16 protein-coding genes are annotated in these 17229 nt (G+C 70.4%); 6 read left to right on the top strand and 10 right to left on the bottom strand.

The window, feature by feature from the left end:
* The first annotated feature begins 33 nt into the window (after window positions 1-33).
* Entirely contained in the window at window positions 34-792 is a 759-nt protein-coding gene (locus CLV67_RS42210; protein WP_106329103.1) for an IclR family transcriptional regulator, read from the top strand.
* On the top strand, window positions 789-2270 hold the full coding sequence (glpK, locus tag CLV67_RS42205; protein WP_106329022.1) for a glycerol kinase GlpK: 1482 nt from the start codon (window positions 789-791) through the stop codon (window positions 2268-2270). Before CLV67_RS42210 ends, glpK begins: the two co-directional genes overlap by 4 nt.
* Here the strand turns inward: glpK and CLV67_RS42200 are convergent.
* The gene (locus CLV67_RS42200) at window positions 2252-2992 is read right to left on the bottom strand and encodes a class I SAM-dependent DNA methyltransferase (protein WP_106329020.1); all 741 of its coding nucleotides are present in this window, start codon (window positions 2990-2992) and stop codon (window positions 2252-2254) included. The genes glpK and CLV67_RS42200 overlap by 19 nt on opposite strands.
* A gap of 63 nt (window positions 2993-3055) precedes the next feature.
* Window positions 3056-3322 (bottom strand): acylphosphatase, encoded by a 267-nt coding sequence (locus tag CLV67_RS42195; RefSeq protein WP_203737483.1) that lies wholly within the window; start codon window positions 3320-3322, stop codon window positions 3056-3058.
* Window positions 3323-3515: 193 nt separating this feature from the next.
* On the opposite strand from CLV67_RS42195, the gene CLV67_RS42190 reads away from it, so the two are divergent.
* Window positions 3516-3800: a hypothetical protein gene (locus tag CLV67_RS42190; RefSeq protein WP_106329018.1), complete on the top strand. Its 285-nt coding sequence runs from the start codon at window positions 3516-3518 to the stop codon at window positions 3798-3800.
* A gap of 40 nt (window positions 3801-3840) precedes the next feature.
* Here the strand turns inward: CLV67_RS42190 and CLV67_RS42185 are convergent, their stop codons facing one another.
* Window positions 3841-4365, bottom strand: coding sequence for a GNAT family N-acetyltransferase (locus CLV67_RS42185; RefSeq protein ID WP_106329016.1), 525 nt, complete (start codon window positions 4363-4365; stop codon window positions 3841-3843).
* A gap of 118 nt (window positions 4366-4483) precedes the next feature.
* On the opposite strand from CLV67_RS42185, the gene CLV67_RS42180 reads away from it, so the two are divergent.
* From CLV67_RS42180 to CLV67_RS42165, 3 genes are read left to right on the top strand one after another with little or no spacing between them, the layout of a single operon-like run.
* Window positions 4484-5509, top strand: a complete 1026-nt coding sequence (locus CLV67_RS42180; RefSeq protein WP_106329014.1) for a segregation and condensation protein A — start codon at window positions 4484-4486, stop codon at window positions 5507-5509.
* On the top strand, window positions 5506-6795 hold the full coding sequence (gene scpB / locus CLV67_RS54880) for an SMC-Scp complex subunit ScpB (protein WP_428839498.1): 1290 nt from the start codon (window positions 5506-5508) through the stop codon (window positions 6793-6795). Before CLV67_RS42180 ends, scpB begins: the two co-directional genes overlap by 4 nt.
* A complete protein-coding gene (locus CLV67_RS42165; protein WP_106329012.1) occupies window positions 6764-7519 on the top strand; it encodes a pseudouridine synthase in 756 nt (251 codons plus the stop codon). Before scpB ends, CLV67_RS42165 begins: the two co-directional genes overlap by 32 nt.
* A gap of 907 nt (window positions 7520-8426) precedes the next feature.
* On the opposite strand, the gene CLV67_RS42160 is transcribed toward CLV67_RS42165, so the two are convergent.
* The 7 genes from CLV67_RS42160 to CLV67_RS42130 form a co-directional block, all read right to left on the bottom strand.
* A complete protein-coding gene (locus CLV67_RS42160; protein WP_106329010.1) occupies window positions 8427-9410 on the bottom strand; it encodes an ABC transporter substrate-binding protein in 984 nt (327 codons plus the stop codon).
* 188 nt (window positions 9411-9598) lie between these two features.
* On the bottom strand, window positions 9599-10894 hold the full coding sequence (locus tag CLV67_RS42155; protein WP_106329008.1) for an ABC transporter permease: 1296 nt from the start codon (window positions 10892-10894) through the stop codon (window positions 9599-9601).
* Window positions 10891-11586, bottom strand: a complete 696-nt coding sequence (locus tag CLV67_RS42150) for an ABC transporter ATP-binding protein (protein ID WP_106329006.1) — start codon at window positions 11584-11586, stop codon at window positions 10891-10893. Before CLV67_RS42150 ends, CLV67_RS42155 begins: the two co-directional genes overlap by 4 nt.
* Entirely contained in the window at window positions 11583-12560 is a 978-nt protein-coding gene (locus CLV67_RS42145) for an efflux RND transporter periplasmic adaptor subunit (RefSeq protein ID WP_239166682.1), read from the bottom strand. The genes CLV67_RS42150 and CLV67_RS42145 overlap by 4 nt, the downstream gene beginning before the upstream one ends.
* A 112-nt stretch (window positions 12561-12672) precedes the next feature.
* A complete protein-coding gene (locus tag CLV67_RS42140) occupies window positions 12673-13449 on the bottom strand; it encodes a metallophosphoesterase (protein WP_239166683.1) in 777 nt (258 codons plus the stop codon).
* Between the two features lie 56 nt (window positions 13450-13505).
* Window positions 13506-15764, bottom strand: a complete 2259-nt coding sequence (locus tag CLV67_RS42135) for a putative bifunctional diguanylate cyclase/phosphodiesterase (RefSeq protein WP_239166684.1) — start codon at window positions 15762-15764, stop codon at window positions 13506-13508.
* A 37-nt stretch (window positions 15765-15801) separates the two neighbouring features.
* Entirely contained in the window at window positions 15802-17148 is a 1347-nt protein-coding gene (locus CLV67_RS42130; protein ID WP_106329002.1) for an AMP-binding protein, read from the bottom strand.
* Window positions 17149-17229 lie beyond the last annotated feature (81 nt).

Here is a 17229-nt window from a genome sequence, read left to right as displayed (position 1 = left end):
TGCGGCAACGGGAGGCGTGCGACAATGTCGCACGTGCCGGGGATGATCCAGTCGATCGAACGGTCGTCGGCCGTGTTGCGCCTGCTCGCCGCCGGGCCCGACCGGCTGCGGGTCAAGGAGATCGCCGACGCGCTCGGTCTGCCGAAATCGACGGCACACAGCATCCTGCGCACGCTCGAACACGTCGGGTTCGTCGAGCAGGACCCGCGGACCGCCCGCTACCGGCTCGGCCGTGGACTGCTCGACCTCGGCTCGGCCGGGATGGACGCCAACGAGCTGCGCGGACGGGCCCTCAACTGGGCCGACGCGCTGGCCGCGCGCAGCGGCGAGGAGGTACGCCTGGGCGTGCTCGACGACAATCGGGTCCTCGTCGTGCACCACGTGTTCCGGCCGGACGACTCGGCGCAGTCCCTCGACACCGGGGTCCGGTTACCGCTACACGCCACCGCGCTGGGCAAGGTGCTGCTCGCCTACTCGGCGCCGGCGGAGGAGTCGGCCGTGGCGGCCGGGCTCGACCCGTACACCAGAAGGACCTTGATCGATCGCCGTGAGCTTGCGGACGCGCTCACCGAGACCCGCACCCGTGGCTGGGGGCTCTCGGTCGAGGAGTGGCGTCCGGGTGTGGCCGGGATCGCCGCGCCGGTACGCACCTCGGGCGGCCTCGTCGTGGGGGCGGTGGGCATCGCCGGGCCGGTGGAGCGGCTCACCGACACCCGGCGGCAGGCCCGGCCGGCGCTGGTCGAGCACGTGGTGGCGGCGGCACGGTCGATCTCGCGGGACGTGGCGGGATGAGCTACGTGCTGGCGGTGGACCAGGGGACCACCTCGACGCGGTGCATCCTGTTCGACCGGCGGGCCACCGTGGTGGCGGTGGAGCGGGCCGAGCATCCGCAGTCCTACCCGCGGCCGGGGTGGGTGGAGCACGACGCGGCGCGGATCTGGCGTGACCTGCAGCGACTGATCCGCAAGGTTCTGCGCGGTGTCGACCCGTCGCAGGTGGCGGCCATCGGGATCGCGAACCAGCGGGAGACGACCGTGCTGTGGGACCGGTCGACCGGCGTTCCGGTGGCGCCCGCGATCGTCTGGCAGGACACCCGCACCGACGTCTCCACTCTGGACGCCGAGTTCCTGAAGAGCCGGACCGGACTGCCGCCCGCCACGTACTTCTCGGCCACCAAGATCCAGTGGCTGCTGGATCGGACGCCGGGCCTGCGTGAGCGGGCGGAGCGCGGCGACGTGCTGTTCGGGACCATGGACTCCTGGCTCATCTGGAACCTGACCGGCGGAGCTCTGCACGTCACCGACGTGACCAACGCCAGCCGTACGATGCTGATGAATTTGACCGATTTGGACTGGGACCCCGAGCTGCTGGACCTTTTCGGCGTCCCGCGCGCCATGCTCCCCGAGATAAGATCATCTTCAGAGGTGTACGGGACAGCCGGCGCCGTTCTTCCCGGCGTGCCGATCGCTGCGGCCATCGGTGACCAGCAGGCCGCGCTGTTCGGGCAGACCTGCTTCGAACCGGGCGAGGCCAAGTGCACGTACGGCACCGGCGGATTCCTGCTCATGAACACCGGCACCACCCCCGTCCGCTCGAGCCACGGCCTGATCACCACGGTCGGCTACCGGATAGGCGACCGTCCGCCCGTGTTCGCGCTGGAGGGCTCGATCGCGATCGCCGGATCGCTGGTGCAGTGGATGCGCGACGGGCTCGGCCTGATCGGCACCGCCTCGGAGATCGAGACACTGGCCCGGACGGTCGAGGACAACGGCGGCTGCTACATCGTCCCGGCGTTCTCGGGGCTGTTCGCGCCGTACTGGCACAGCGAGGCCCGTGGCGTCATCGTCGGCCTGACCTCGTACATCACCAAGGCCCATCTGGCCCGGGCGGTGCTGGAGGCGACCGGGTGGCAGACCCGTGACGTCGTCGACGCCATGAACGCCGACTCCGGCCTGGCCCTGACCGCCCTCAACGTGGACGGTGGCATGACCGCCGACAACCTGCTGATGCAGATCGTCGCCGACTTCCTGCAGGTCCCGGTGGTACGCCCGATGGTCGCCGAGACCGTCTCGCTGGGTGCCGCCTACGCCGCCGGGCTGGCCGTCGGGTACTGGTCGGACCAGCGTGATCTGCGGGCCAACCGGCACCGGGCGGGGAGCTGGAAGCCCGGACTCGACTCCGGCCGGCGCGCAGGCGAGTATGCGAACTGGCGGCGCGCCGTGGAGTGCGCGGTGATGTTCAGCCGTGACGGTCAGGACGGCTTGCGATAGACCGTGATGTGGTCGGTGCTCTCCGGGCCGAACTCCTCGCGCTGCCAGTTCGCGTAACGGGCCTCCAGTTCCAGGCCGGCGGCCGCGGCCATCGCGTCGATCTGCTCCGGCCACTGATAGCGCATGCCGAACGGCTGCAGGCGTACGCCGCCGTCGGTGAAGACAACGGTCTGCCGGACGAAGGACTGCTCGGTCCGGTCGTACCGATGCATCCTGACCCTGACCTCGTCCTCGGTGACCGACCAGACCTGGACCTCGCGCTCCTCCTGGTCGAACTTCGCGTCGTCGGGCACGAACGCCTCGATCACGAACCGGCCGCCGGGTGCGAGAACGCGGGCCACATTGTGGAAGCAGTCCTCCTGGCGGCCCTTCACGGTCAGATTGAAGAGGGTGTTGAAGACCAGATAGACCAGGGGGTACGGGCCGCCTGTCACCGGCACGTCGGCCATGTCGGCGACGGTGACCGGGATGCGGTCGCCGCCGGGCTTGCCTCGCATCAGCTCGATCATCTCCGGCGACGCCTCGATGCCCTCGACCTCGACACCGCGCTCGGCCAGGGGCAGGGCGACCCGGCCGCTGCCGATCGCCAGCTCCAGCACCGGGCCGTCGCCGGCGAGCGGGGCGAGGAAGTCCACGGCCGGTGCGGGATCGGGGTTGCCGGGGCTGTCGTAGTGCGCCGCCCAATGGCGGCCGAACAGTCCGGGATCGTCGAGTTTCGCCATGCCTCCACGTCTACCGGTGCCCGGGAGGTGCGGCAACTCGAATACGGAGTCCAGTTCGGACGGTCAGCGGATCTGGAAGGCGTCGAACCCCTCGGCCGGTTCGTCGTGGACCTCCACGCCGTCCACGCGCGCCCGGGTCGGGCCGGTCCGGGACCAGGTCAGCAGGCGTTCCACGCCATCGGCGTCGCCCTCGAAGACCGCCTCGACCCGGCCGTCGGGTAGGTTGCGAACCCATCCCCGGACCCCGTGCCGACAGGCCACCCGGCGGCAGGAATCGCGGAAGAAAACGCCCTGGACCAGGCCGGACACCAGGACTCGCTTGCGGACCACCGGCTCACCCTACGTCTGCTTGTGTCACCGGGAGTCGTAATTGGGTTTGGCCCGACCTTTCTTTCCGGTCTGCAGGATGGTGAACATTTGACTTCGCTCTCGCTAACCACAGGTTTCGCAAGATCATCTACAGTCACCTGCACACGCGCGCCGGTTGGTACCGCGTGAGGGTTACAGGTGAAAGGAGGCCGACGTGGCGAAGACCAAGAAGAAGGCCGAGAAGGCGGTAGAGGCCGAGGCTGCGCCGGTTGTCGAGGCGCCGGTAGAGGTCGAGACCGCGCCGGTCGTCGAGGCGCCGGTCAAGGCCAAGAAGGCCAAGAAGTCCAAGAAGGCCGCCGCCGAGGCGCCGGTCGTCGAAGAGGCGCCGGTTGTCGAAGAGGCGCCGGTTGTCGAGGAAGCGCCGGTTGTCGAGGAAGCCCCGGTCGCCGAAGAGGCCCCCGCCAAGGCCAAGAAGTCCAAGAAGGACAAGAAGAAGTGATCTGCCGGGCCGCCGCGCCTCTCGTCGGCGGCCCGTTCTTTCACTCGCCGGTCGTGAACAGCTCCAGGGTGACGTTGTAGTAGCGGTCGGTCGGCCCGACGTGCCGCATGCCGAGCCGCCGGCACACCGCCTGTGACGCGGTGTTCTCCGGATAGGTCACGGCCAGCACCGGATTCACCCCCGAACGGGCGGCGTACGACATCACCGCGTTGGCAGCCTCCGTCGCGTACCCCTTGCCCCAGGCGTCCGGGTGCAGGTGCCAGCCGATCTCGGTCTCCCCGGCCGGAAGCAGCTTCTCGCCCGACGCCAGCAGCGGGACAAGCAGTGCGGTGCCGAGCAGATGACCGGTGGCCCGGTCCTGGATCGCCCAGATCGTGTGCACGTCGTCCTGCCGGTCCCGCCAGCGGGTCAGCGTCGCGACCGCGTCGTCGCGACCGGACAGCACACGTGGCGCCGCGCCGAGAAAACGCGCCACCTCCCAGCGCGAATACATGTCGAGAAGGAAGTCGATGTCCTTCTCCTCCCACTCGCGCAGAAGCAGCCTGGGTGAGATCAGTGACCGCATCGCCGCAGCGTAACCGGGATCACGAGGAAATGTAACCGGCCGGTAACCCGCTCGCGGAGCAACCCCGCGCCGATTGTGACGTTGGAAGAGCGTGCGCCCGGAGGAACTCGTCACAGGCATGGTCTACGGTCGGCACGTGCTTGAAGAGCCCGCCCCGTCGCCACCGGAGACCGACGCCGCAGCCCCGGCCGCCGACGCCGGCGTTCCGACCGCCGGCGTGGAGATCGAGGCCAGCGGATTCACCGTCCGGCTGGAGAACTTCACCGGTCCGTTCGACCTGCTGCTGCAGCTGATCGGCAAGCACAAACTCGACGTCACCGAGATCGCGCTGCATCAGGTCACCGACGACTTCATCGCCTACATCAGGGCCATGGGCGACGACTGGGACCTCGGCGAGACCAGCGAGTTCCTGCTCGTCGCGGCGACGCTGCTCGACCTCAAGGCCGCCCGGCTGCTCCCCGCCGCCGAGGTCGAGGACGAGGAGGACCTGGCGCTGCTCGAGGCCCGCGACCTGCTCTTCGCCCGGCTCCTGCAGTACAAGGCCTTCAAGGAGGCGGCCGCGCACATAGCGGAACTCGAGGCCACCGGGGCCCGTCGCTGGCCGCGGATGGTCACCCTCGAGCAGCGGTACGCGGACGCGCTTCCCGAACTGGTTCTGGGCATCGGGCCGGAGCGCCTGCTCAAGATGGCGCTCAAGAGTTTCCTGCCGAAACCCGGTCCGCCGCAGGTCTCGATCGCGCACATCCACCAGGTGCGGGTCAGTGTCCGCGAGCACGCCAACCTGCTGCGCGACCGGTTGCGCCGGGCCGGTGTCGCCACGTTCAGCCTGCTCGTCGCCGACTGCGAGAACACCCTCGAGGTGGTGGCCCGGTTCCTGGCGCTGCTCGAGCTCTACCGCGAAGGGCTGATCGAGTTCGACCAGCCGGTCTCCCTCGACGAGCTGACCGTCCGGTGGATCGGTGGCGACGGTGACGTCGAACTCGACGTCGACGACTACGAGGGCAGCAAACCGGCAGACGACGACACCGGTTCGGACGATGCCCCGGCCGCGCGGCTTGACTCGGACGCTCCCGATAGCGATCTTGGCACGGGTGACGACGAGGCCCCGGCCGGCGGGCCGGTGGCTGTGGAGGAGACATCGTGAGCAGCGAGGAGCGTCCCGAATCCCTGGCCGCACAGGCGGCCGCATGGGTGCCGCCGTGGGAGCGGCGCCGGGAACCCGACCGCGAGTACCAGGCCGAAGCCGAGGCTGCGGCCTCTTCTGCCGAGCCCACGGTCTCTTCTGCTGAGGTCGCGGTCTCCGCCGCCGAGCCGGCGCCGCAGATTCTGTCCGAGCCGCCGCCTGGGTCTCCGTCCGAGCCGTCGGCGGAGTCGGCGTCCGGGCCGGAGTCCGACGCTGCGGCGGCAGGGGAGTCGGTCGGTGAGCCCGTCGCGGAGTCTGCGCGCTTGGCGGAGCCTGGGTCCGTCGCGGAGTCTGCGCGCTTGGCGGAGCCTGGGTCCGTCGCGGAGTCTGGGCGCTTGGCGGAGTCTGGGTCCGTCGCGGAGTCTGGGCGCTTGGCGGAGCCTGGGTCCGTCGCGGAGCCTGCGCGCTTCGTGGAGTCTGAGGCCATCGCGGAGCGTGAGGCCTTTGCGGGATCGGCCGTTACGCCTGTCGTGGAGGCTGGGCCTGTCGCGGAGACCGCGCCTGTCGCGGAGACCGCGCCTGTCGCGCAGACCGTGCCTGTCGTGGAGACCGCGCCTGTCGTGGAGGCCGAGCCGGAAGTCACAGTGCCGGCGCCCGTGCCCGTTGTGGTGGCCACGGTGCCGTCACAGCCGCGCCGGCCGCGGGACGACGTTCCGGCGGTTGCCGAGAGCGTGGCCCGTACACCCGCACCGGTTCTGATGGATGAGGCCGAACTCGCCGCCGCGCTGGAGTCGATCATGTTGGTGGTCGACGAACCGGTCGGTGAGCTGCAGCTCGCGCAGGTTCTGGAACAGCCGGTGGAGCGCATCGCGCGAACGCTGGAGAACGTGTCGGCGCGCTACACCGCGGCGGGGCACGGCATCGACCTGCGGCGGGTGGCCGGCGGCTGGCGCCTCTACACCCGTCCGGAGTACGCGGCGTACGTCGAGCGTTTCGTCCTCGACGGCCAGTCGGTGCGGCTCACCCAGGCAGCGCTGGAGACACTGGCCGTGGTCGCCTACAAACAGCCGGTGACCCGATCGCGCATCTCGGCCATCCGCGGTGTGAACTGTGACGGGGTCATGCGTACGCTGGTCACTCGCGGCCTCATCGAGGAGGTCGGGACCGAGCCGGAAACCGGGGCATACCTGTACCGGACGACCTCGCTGTTCCTCGAGAAGCTCGGCCTCAACTCGGTCGACCAGCTGCCGCCGATTGCTCCGTTCCTGCCCGACGATGTGGAAGAAGTGCTCGATGCCTCAGGCTGACACCGCCGAACGCCTCCAGAAAGTCCTGGCGGCGGCCGGTGTTGGATCCCGGCGCGCCTGTGAAGATCTGATCTTCCGCCGGCGCGTCACCGTCAACGGCCGGGTCGCCAAGCTCGGCGACAAGGTCGACCCCGCCACGGCGGAGATCCACGTCGACGGGCAGCGGGTGATCACCAACACCAAGCTCGTGTACGTGGCACTGAACAAGCCGCGTGGCGTCGTCTCCAGCCTCGACGACGAGAAGGGCCGCACCGAGCTGGCCGACTTCCTCGGCGCCAACTTCGAGCAGCGGCTGTTCCACGTCGGCCGGCTCGACGCCGACTCCGAGGGCCTGCTGCTGTTCACCAACGACGGCGGCCTGGCCCACAAGCTGATGCACCCGTCGTACGAGATCAACAAGACCTACCTGGCCGAGGTCGTCGGACCGCTGCCGCGCACCGTGGGCCGCGCCCTGCAGTCCGGTATCGAGCTGGAGGACGGCCCGGCCAAGGTCGACTCGTTCCGCCTGGTCGACGCGATGGGCAAGACCGCGCAGGTGGAAATCGTTCTGCACGAGGGTCGCAAGCACATCGTCCGGCGGATGATGGACGCCGTGGGACACCCGGTGACCCGCCTCATCCGTACCGCCGTGGGCCCGATCCGCCTGGGCGACCTGCGTCCCGGCGGTTTCCGCCACCTGTCAGCCGCCGAGGTGGCAGCCCTATTCAAGGCCGTCGGCGACTGACCCGAGCCAGTCCCCGGCCGGCCCACCTCGAGCCGGCCGGGATAGCGCCCCCGCGCCCCGCGCCCCGCGCCCCGCGCGTCGGCGTCCGCGCCCGCGGATCTCGGTCAGCGCTGGCACAGATCTTGGGAGGTTCTGGCTGCCTGAACGGCGCAACCTCCCAAGATCTGTGAAGGTCGCTGTCAAATTTCGCGGCGCAGGGTGGCCAGGTGCCCGCCCTGCCGCCCCGCCCACCAGCGCGGCCGATCTTGTGTGGTTCGGCCGCCATCTCGACCCGAACCTCACTAGATCTGTCGTCAAGAAGGCGTGGCGGCGAGGCGGCGGGCGATCTTGTGCGGCTGCGCCGCTCCAGCGACCCGAACCTCACTAGATCTGCCGTCAGGCGAAGCGGCGAGGCGGCGTGGCGGCGTGGCGGCGTGGCGGCGTGGCGGCGGGCAATCTTGTGCGGCTGCGCCGCTCCAGCGACCACAACCTCACAAGATCTGCCAGCTGACTCGCGCCTTCGGTAGATCTTGTGCGCATCTCATCGTTCCGGCGATTCTTCCTGGTGATCGCCGGCATCCAAGATCCACCACAGTCGGACGATGCTGTGCGCGGTTGCCGTCAGGACTGCTCCGGGGCCGTAACGGGGCACAAGATCCCGTCTGTCAGCCGTCGGGCCGGATGACCTGGAGACCGGGTCGGGCAGGCTGGCGGGCTCGCCAGACGGACGGCGGGTGGCATGGAGGAGGGCCGGGGCGGTGGGATGGGTGAGTGGCTGGGAACCGGTGGGATGGGGCGGGCGAGATGGGGCGGGTGACCGGTCGGGAGGGCTGGGGTGGGCAGACGGCTTGGCGGCCGCCGTGCCCGCGCGTGTCCCAGTGAGTTGCGTGGCCTAGTGAGTTGCGTGGCCCTAGTAAGTTGCGTGGCCCTAGTAAGTGCGGTCGGCGATCTCGTCGGCTGCGTTCTGCGGGTCGAAGACCGCCTTCTCGGACCTGATCTGTTTCTGCACCCGTCCGCCGTGGAACAGGTCGACCACGACGGCCATGAGTGGCTCGCCGATTTCTGGGCTGCATTCGACGACGTAGTTCAGCTTTCCGGCGATGAGGCCCTCAAGGGCCGCCTTCGTGCCGTCCACGGTGACGATTTTTGGCTCTTTTCCCGGTTCCTTACCGACCGCTTCGAGAGCGATAACAGCGCCTAATCCCATATCGTCGTTCTGTGCGAAGACCGCATCGATCCGCTTGTTCCGGCGGAGCAGCTTGGTCATGGCGTCCTTGCCGCCGTCCTTGGTCCAGTCGCCGGTCTCCTCGTCGATGATCTTGAGTCGGCCACCCTTCGCGGCGGTGGCGGCGAAGCCCTCGGCCCGCTGCTTGGTCGGGGTCGCGCCGGCCACCCCGAGGATCTGGACGACGTTCACCGTCTGCTGGGCGGCGGTGTAGTCGTTCTCCAGGTAGAGCGCGGCCAGGTTGCCCTCGGCGGCGAACTCGGCGCCGATCGAGCTGGCCCAGAGTGAGGTGTCCGGCTCGTCGATCAGGCGGTCGGTGAGCACCACCGGGATCTTCGCGTCCCTCGCCCGCCTCAGTACTTCGCCCCAGCCGGTCTCGACCACCGGGGCGAAGGCGATGACGCTCACCTTGGCGTCGATGAACGAGTGGACGTCGGCGATCTGTCTTTCCGGGTCGCCGCCGGCGTCCTTGAAGTTCAGGTCGATCCGGTTGCGTTCGGCGGCCTTCTTGATCGAGGCCGTGTTCGCCTTGCGCCAGCCGCCCTCCGCGCCGACCTGGGAGAAGCCCAGGATGATCGGCCCCCTGGGCGCGTCGCGCATGTTGAAGCCGTCCTTGTCCCGGCCGCAGCCGGCCAGGACCGAGCACACGCCTGCCGCGCTCAAGGTCACGAAAGAACGTCTTCGCATGGAGGAGCCCCCGTCATCTGCGAATCGAATGATCAATTCCCGGAACGGATGTTGACGATAACAACGAGGTGATCGCCGCTCTACCCCACTTATTGAATTGTCGGCCTTAATTGTCTCAGGCTGCTAAGTGCTGATTTATCGGGTGATCCCGGCATCGGCGACCATAAAGCCGATGCCGGGAACGAGTGTCAGGCGCGCATCACGGTGGCGATCGGGATACCGGCCGCACGGATGGCCGGGATGAACCCGCCCAGCACGCCCGCGACCAGACCGGCGATCACGCCGGCCACCCCGGCCTCCCACGGGAACTGCATGCCCTGCAGGAACGGCTGCGACGAGCCGGCGAAGGCGATCACCGCCTTCAGTGCCAGCGCGCTCGCCCCGATCGCCAGGGCGGCCGTCAGCAGGCCGGTGATCAGGGTCTCGGCCAGGACGATGCCGGCCAGCAGGGCACGGGGCGTGCCGACCGCCCGGCGCAGCGCGAACTCCTCGACCCGCTCGCCGACCGTGGCGAGGCCGACGTTGAGGATGCCGGCCACGCCGATCAGCAGCACCAGCCCGGCCATCGCCAGGAACACCAGCCGCATCAGCGACAGCTGGTCGGCCATGTCCTTCTTGGAGTTGACGGTACGAACCATCGGCTCGACCCCGACCGCCTTGAGCTTGGTGGACAGGACCTGCTCGACCGGGGTACCGGCGACCATCAGGACCCGGACCTCGCCCATGTTCGGGTCGACGAGCTTACCCTCCGGCACCCAGTGGCTCAGCTCGTCCAGCCGCACGTAGGCGCGCGGCTGCTGGTCACCGTCGTCGACAACGCCCACGAAGTGCGGGGTCATGTTGGCCGACGCGCCGGGCACACGCATCTCGGCGGGCACGCTGTACTGCGCGAAGCCCTTCGCGGCCTCCTTGTTGAGCACCAGCCGCGGGCCGAGCGACGGCATCGTGGAGAAGTCGAGCCATTGACCCGACTGCGGGCGGTACGGCCGGAACTGCCGCACATTGCCGGTCAGCGCTGTCAGGCGTACCTCAATGGCCTGGCCCTTGGGTTGGATCTCCGCGGCCGGCAACTCGCGGCAGCCGGTCTCGTCGCACTCCATCGGCGGGCCCGGATCGCCCCAGGAACCGTCGAACGGGGCGCCGCCCTCATTGACCGCCCGCACCCCGGGTTCACCGATGATCGCCTGCATGCTCGTCATGGCGACCGCGTCGGAGCGTCCGGCGACCGTGCTCGTGACAATGGTGCCCAGCCGCGGTGACGTGCCGCCCATGTCCATCACCACGGTGCCGTCGACGCCCTCGTACAGCTCCATGTCGGAGAGCAGCGCGCGCTCGGCGATGCTGGCGCCGGCCTGCACCACCACGACGGCGAGCACGCCGAGGAAGAGGCTCACCATCGACAGCAGGGTGCGTGTCTTACGGGCTCGGATGCCCTGCAGCCCGATGATCAGTGCCGACCGTCCGCGGCCGGAGAGGCGCCTCATGCGGTGGCTCCGGTCCGCTCGGTGAGCACGCCCGCTTCGAGGTGCATGATCCGGCCCATCCGGGCCGCGTGGTCGCGGTCGTGCGTGACCAGGATCAGGGCACAACCACGTGCCGTGACCGCCTGCAGGGCGTCGATCACGAGGGCGCCGGTCTCGGTGTCGAGGGCGCCGGTCGGCTCGTCGGCCAGCAGGATGCGCGGCTCGCGGACCAGCGCCCGGGCGATCGCCACCCGCTGCTGCTCACCGCCGGACATCCGGGACGGCCGGTTCTTCGCCAGATGGGCGATGCCGACCTCCTCGAGCGCCGCCATCACCTTGACCTTACGTTGCCGCCGGGGCAGCCAGCCCTGTCCGTTGACCAGGGCCATCGCCACGTTCTGTGCCGCGGTCAGGTGCTTGAGCAGGAAGAACCGCTGGAACACGAAACCGAAGTGCGAGCTGCGCAGCTTGGCGGCCTTGCGTTCCGGCAGCCGGCTGATGTCGTCGCCGGTCAGGATGTAGCTGCCCTGGTCGGCGCGGTCGAACAGGCCGAGCACGCTGAGCAGGGTGCTCTTGCCGGAGCCGGACCGTCCGACGATGGCGACGCTCTCTCCGGCGTGCACGTCGAGATTGACGCCGTCGAGGATGGTGCGGGGCTCCTCCTGGCCTTTGAGGACCTTGGTGATCCCGGAGAGCTGGATCAGAGCCGTCACCCGGTCACCTCGGCCGGGTCGGGGGCGGGCAGGTTGGGGCCGGGCACCGCGACGGTCTCGCCGCCGGTCAGGCCCTTTTTGATCTCGACGACCTTGCCGTCGGAGATGCCCAGCTCGACGTCGATGGTGGTGCGCTGCTTGTTCTCGTCGACCAGGTCGACCTTGCCCTTGCCCTGCAGGCCGGCGACCGCCTCGACCGGCAGCACCAGCGCGTCCTCGACCCGGCCGGTGATGACGTCGAGCGTCACGTCCGAGCCGTTGATCAGCCGTACCTTGGCCGGGGCGACGCAGACGATCCGCAGCCCGGTGGGTTCGGAGCCCTCGGGGGCGGACGCCGCCGGGTCCTTGTTCTCGATGGGGGCCGGTGCGCCGGACGGGCCGGCGGCCGGCGCCGTGGTCTTCTCGGGTTCGGGCTCGGGGAACGTCCCGGCGGGCAGGGCAGCGATGGTGCCGACCGGCTCGCACTCGAACGGTCCCGGACCGTTCTTGATCTGCGCCTTGATCGACTTGACCGCGCCGGAGATCCGGTACGCCTGCGCGCTGTCGATCTCGGCCGTGATGCCGTAACCGACATGCTTGGCCGACACGATCGGCATGCCCTTGGACACCTCGGAGCGGTCGGCCATGAGCCGGCCGGCCATCATGGCGCCCTCCGGCACGAAGACCTTGCGCGGGGCCCCGTCGTTCCAGACCGACGCCACCCACGTGTCGCGGCTGACCGCCACGGTGGTCGGCTGCCGGGTGGTGAACCGGAGCTCGCCGGCGACCGGGGCCACGATCCCGAACACCGGGTTGATGGTGACCTTGCCGCTCAGGCTGATCTGGTTGGTCAGGTCCTGCCGGGTCGGCTGCACGGTGGTGAGCACGGTCCCCCTGGCCTCGAGCTCTGGCGTATCGACCGTGCCGGAGTCCGACGTGCAGCCACTCAGGACCACCGCGACGGCGGAGGCCATCACACCCAAACGTCTCTTCACTCGCTGCCCCGTTCCGCTGTTATCGGACATACCGGCATCGAAGAAGGTGCCTGTGAGCCGGCGCGGCAGAACGGTACCGTACGGTCGCAACCCCTGGGGAGAGGGACCGTCCTCAGATCAGACGGGTGACGAGCACGACGCCGCCCTCGAAGACGCCGCCGTCGATCGCCAGGACACGGCCTCCGCCGTACCGATGGGGCCTGCGTGCCTGCTCCCGGCTGAGGCCGAACGAGCTGATCAACGTGCTGTGGCCATGGACGATGAGCGAGCCGCCGAAGGCGGAGAGAAGGAACCCGGCGGCCTCCGGCGAATGCAGCTCGCCGCGCCCGCTGACCCGCGAGCAGAAGGTGAGCCACTCGCCCGGGTCGTGTCCGGCGAGATGACCGGCGACCGCCTTGTTGACGGCCTCGACGGTGTCGCCGAACTCCAGATAACGGGTGCTGTCGCAGTGCATCAGCAGGTGCCCGTCGATCAGCGCCATCGCCGGCAGGGCCTCCAGCCAGGCGAGGTGCTCGCCGGTCAGGCGGCGCATGTCGTCCTGGCGGCCGCCCAGGGTCAGCCAGGCGCCGTAGTAGCCGTCGGTGCGGGCCGACCATCCGGGGATCGGTGCGACGCCGAACCGGTGTGCCGCCACCAGATGGGCCTCGTGATTGCCGAGCAGCGCGCCCACCTCACCGCCGGCGGCCGCCGCCTGCACGGTGAGCCGGCGGATGTCGTCGACGACGCCGATCCCGTCCGGGCCGCGGTCGAAGTAGTCGCCGAGCACCCACAGCCGGGCGTCGGCGCCGGACCAGTCTCCGGCCGCGTCGACGAGGCCGCTGTCACGGAGGGCGGCGCGGAACTCGGCGCGATGGCCGTGCATGTCGCTGGCTGCGAAAAGGGGGCGCACGGGCGGGGACTATATCGATCCTTTGTATCGGTGGTGTTGAGATTCGGCATGGGTTTTCACGGCACCGGTACCGGGTCGGCCAGCAGCGCCGCGATGTCGGCGGCCGGGACCGGCCGGGCGAAGTAGTAGCCCTGGGCGTAGCGGTAGCCGAGCGCGTGCAGCCGGTCCGCCTGATCGCGCGTCTCGACACCCTCGGCGACCGCGCGCAGACCGAGCGTGCTGGCGATCGTGCTCAGCGACGAGGCGATCGCCTCCTGCTCGGCGGTGCCGTTGAGGTCGTCGATGAACGACTTGTCGACCTTGAGCGTGGTGACCGGGCAGGTCCGCAGCAGAGTCAGCGAGCTGTGCCCGGTGCCGAAGTCGTCGAGCGCCAGACCCACGCCGAGCTCGCGGAGTTCCCGTACCGTCTCGAGGGCCGCGCCACCGGCGAAGACCGCGGTCTCGGTTATCTCGATGGTGATCCGGTCCGGGTCGAGCCCGTGCCGGTGCAGGGCGCTGGCGACCAGGCCGGGAAGGTCCGGGTCGAGCAGCTGCCGCGCCGAGACGTTGATGTTGACCCGCGGACCGGACGGGCCGTGGCCGCGCTGCCAGGCGGCCGCGTCGGCGCAGGCCTGGTCGAGGATCCACGCGCCCAGGTCGATGATCAGGCCGCTGTGCTCGGCGACCGGGATGAACTCGGCCGGCGAGACGATCGGCTTGTCGGTGGGCTGCCAGCGGACCAGCGCCTCGACCCCGGTGACGGCGCCGCTGGGCAGCTCCACGATCGGCTGGTAGAGCAGGCGGAACTCGCCGAGTTCCAGACCGCGGCGCAGCGCGGCGGCGAGTTCGGCGTGGTGCTGTGCGGTGGCGTCGAGTGCGCCGCTGTGCTCGCGGCTGCGGTCGGCGCCGGTGTACTTGGCGGCCTGCAGCGCCACCTCGGCGCGGCGCAGCAGGTCGGGCACCTCGTCGCCGGCGCCGGTGGCGACCCCGGCGGTCACGGTGACCAGCAGATCGCGGGAATCGACCCGCAGGGGAGTACGGAAAGCGAGCACCAACCGCTCGGCGAGCAGGGTGTCGCCGCCCGGGACGAGGAGGCCGAACTCGTCGCCGAGCAGCCGGGCCACCACCGCGTCCCGGCCGGTGACCGTGCCGACCCGCTCCGCAGCGGCGCGCAGCAGCGCGTCGCCGGTCTCGTCGCCGAGCTGATCGTTGAGCGCCGCGAAGCCGTCCAGGTCGCAGACCGCGACCGTGGTCGGCGCGGTCCGCCGGGCCAGCGTGGAGGTGAACAGGCGGCGATTCGGGAGCCCGGTGAGGTCGTCGTGGTTGGCCTGGGAGTCCAGGCGGTCGAGCAGTACGGCGTTGTCGAGCAGCGCGAGGAGCTGCCGGGTCACCACGAGAACGGTGAGCACTACGGAACCGCAGGCCAGACCCGAGGACAGATACCCGTTGCGCACTGTCACGACGGTCAGCATCGTGGCTACCGCGGCGACGGCGAGGTACGGGACCACGCTGATACTGCGCCACGCGCCGTGACGCCGGACGATCGTGGGCTGCGCCGCCGCGGCACGGCCGGAGGTGTTCGTCCGGGCCTGCACCCACGCGGCGGCCGAGACGAGGAGAGAGGCCACCGGCAGGGATGCCACCGAAGGGTCCAGATGCGGCCAGGGTGCCAGGACCGGGGTCAGGATCCAGGCAGCGGGAGAGAGCAGCCCGATCGGCGTCAGCGTCCACAGCGCGGGGGCGAGTACCGGCCCGGCGCCGGTGACACCGGCCTTGATGACCGCGGCCACCGCCGCGGAGCCGGCGATCATCACGATCATGAGGAACGCCGCGGTCGCAGCGCCGCCACCGATGGCCGGGTTGTCGGCGCTCCAGAGGAAGTGGCTGAAGACGATGGCCGCGGCGGTGACGACGATGGCCATGTCCAGGCCGGTCGCTACTCCGGCACGCCAGGTGCGGCGCGGGTGCGGCAGCCGGACGACGGCCATCATCCCGAACGCGGCCGCCACCGCGAAGCAGGCGCCGGCCGCGGGTGTGAGCTCCTCGGTGTCGGCGATGAACAGGCGGTGGCCGAGCTGCAGGACGGATCCGACGCAGAGCCAGACCATCGTCGCCGTGATCCGCCGCCAGAAGGCACTGATCACCGGCTGCCCGGTCGCCGCGGCGATCCGGCAGGCCAGCATCGCCGTGCCGGTCGCTCCGATGGCGGACGGCCACAACAACCACGCCGGCACCGGCATCAGCACGCCGGCGACGCCGAACGCGACGGCCACCAGCAGCCAGACCGCCGTCAGGGCGAGCACGGCGGTGGCCGGGCGGAGGGATGGTCTCGTCACGAGCCCTTCGATCGGCACCATGGGGGTGCCGCTTGAGTCATTCGGTCGTGAGCAAACTCTTCTGCACCTTGCCCATGGCGTTGCGGGGCAGGCTGCCGACCAGGTGCACCACCCGGGGGCGCTTGTGCGCCGCGAGCCGGGCTGCCACGAAGTCGATCAGCTCGGCCGCGCCGACCGGCTCGGCGACCACGAAGGCGGTGATCTGTTCGCCCAGGTCCGGGTGCGGGACGCCGACCACGGCGGCCTCCCGTACGGCCGGGTGCAGCAGCAGCGCGTCCTCGACCTCGCCGGCGCCGACCCGGTAGCCGCCCGACTTGATCAGGTCGGTGGAGGCGCGCCCGACGATGCGGTGCCAGCCGTCCGGGCCGATGGTGGCCACGTCACCGGTCGGATACCAGCCGTCGGCGAGGTCGGGTGGGCGTACCCCGCCGTCGCGCAGATAGCCGTCGAGCAGGGTGGGTCCCTGCACCTGCAGGTGGCCGATCGTCCGGCCGTCGTTGGGCAGCGGCGCGCCGGTCTCGTCGACGAGCCGGGTCCCGATGCCCGGCAGGGGCAGGCCGACGTGTCCGGGGCGGCGTTCGCCGTCGGAGCGGGCGCTGACCGTGATCAGCGTCTCGGTCATGCCGTACCGCTCGACCGGGGACTGCCCGGTGAGCGTGGCGAGGTCGTCGAAGACCGGGACCGGGAGCGGGGCGCTGCCGGAGACGAGCAGCCGGGCCGGGGCGAGGGCGCGGGCGGCGGACGGGTCGGCGGCGATCCGCGACCAGACGGTGGGTACGCCGAAGTACATGCTTCCGCGGCTTTCGGCGTACGCCCGCGGGGTCGGTCTTCCGGTGTGGATCAACCTGGAGCCGATCCGCAGCGGCCCGAGGACGCCGAGGACCAGGCCGTGCACGTGATAGAGCGGCAGGCCGTGCACCAGGGTGTCGTCGGCGGTCCACTGCCAGGCCCCGGCGAGGGCGTCCAGGTCGGCGGCGATCGCGGCCCGGGAGATGACCACGCCCTTGGGCGCGCCCGTGGTCCCGCTGGTGTAGAGGACGAGAGCGGCGGCATTCGCCGACGGCTCCGCGGGGACGTCACCCGCCGGCGGTGGCAGGTCCGGCAGCACCGTCGCTCCGGAGTCGCGCAGGATGTGCTCGCGTTCGAGGACGCCGGCGTCCGGCGGGATCGGCACGATCGGCACCCCGGCCAGCAGCGCCCCGGTCACCGTGACGATCGTCGACAGCGATGGAACGGCGTCCACCGCCACGATCGGAAGGCCCCGCAGCCGGGCGGCCACGCCGCCGGCGCGGGCGAGCAGTTCGTGACGGGACAGCGCCCCGTCCAGCGCGACCACCGCCCCGGGCCGGTCGTCGGCGGAGTGCAGCGAGGTGAGCAGGCGCATCACCGGATCCTACGAAAGGACGACCGGCCACCCTCTTGCCGCGCTGGCATCCCTCCCGGCTCGTTGCTGCCGTCCGAAATG

The sequence above is a fragment of the Actinoplanes italicus genome (genome assembly GCF_003001815.1).
Classification (GTDB): Bacteria; Actinomycetota; Actinomycetes; order Mycobacteriales; family Micromonosporaceae; genus Actinoplanes; species Actinoplanes italicus.
This window is presented reverse-complemented; position numbering and strand designations above follow the sequence as displayed.

Bases quoted from the DNA above. Each gene is read 5' to 3' on its own strand.
- glpK (WP_106329022.1), top strand. From the start codon at position 789: ATGAGCTACGTGCTGGCGGTGGACCAGGGGACCACCTCGACGCGGTGC.
- CLV67_RS42200 (WP_106329020.1), bottom strand. From the start codon at position 2,992: ATGGCGAAACTCGACGATCCCGGACTGTTCGGCCGCCATTGGGCGGCG.
- CLV67_RS42185 (WP_106329016.1), bottom strand. From the start codon at position 4,365: ATGCGGTCACTGATCTCACCCAGGCTGCTTCTGCGCGAGTGGGAGGAG.
- CLV67_RS42180 (WP_106329014.1), top strand. From the start codon at position 4,484: ATGGTCTACGGTCGGCACGTGCTTGAAGAGCCCGCCCCGTCGCCACCG.
- CLV67_RS42165 (WP_106329012.1), top strand. From the start codon at position 6,764: ATGTGGAAGAAGTGCTCGATGCCTCAGGCTGACACCGCCGAACGCCTC.
- CLV67_RS42160 (WP_106329010.1), bottom strand. From the start codon at position 9,410: ATGCGAAGACGTTCTTTCGTGACCTTGAGCGCGGCAGGCGTGTGCTCG.
- CLV67_RS42155 (WP_106329008.1), bottom strand. From the start codon at position 10,894: ATGAGGCGCCTCTCCGGCCGCGGACGGTCGGCACTGATCATCGGGCTG.
- CLV67_RS42130 (WP_106329002.1), bottom strand. From the start codon at position 17,148: ATGCGCCTGCTCACCTCGCTGCACTCCGCCGACGACCGGCCCGGGGCG.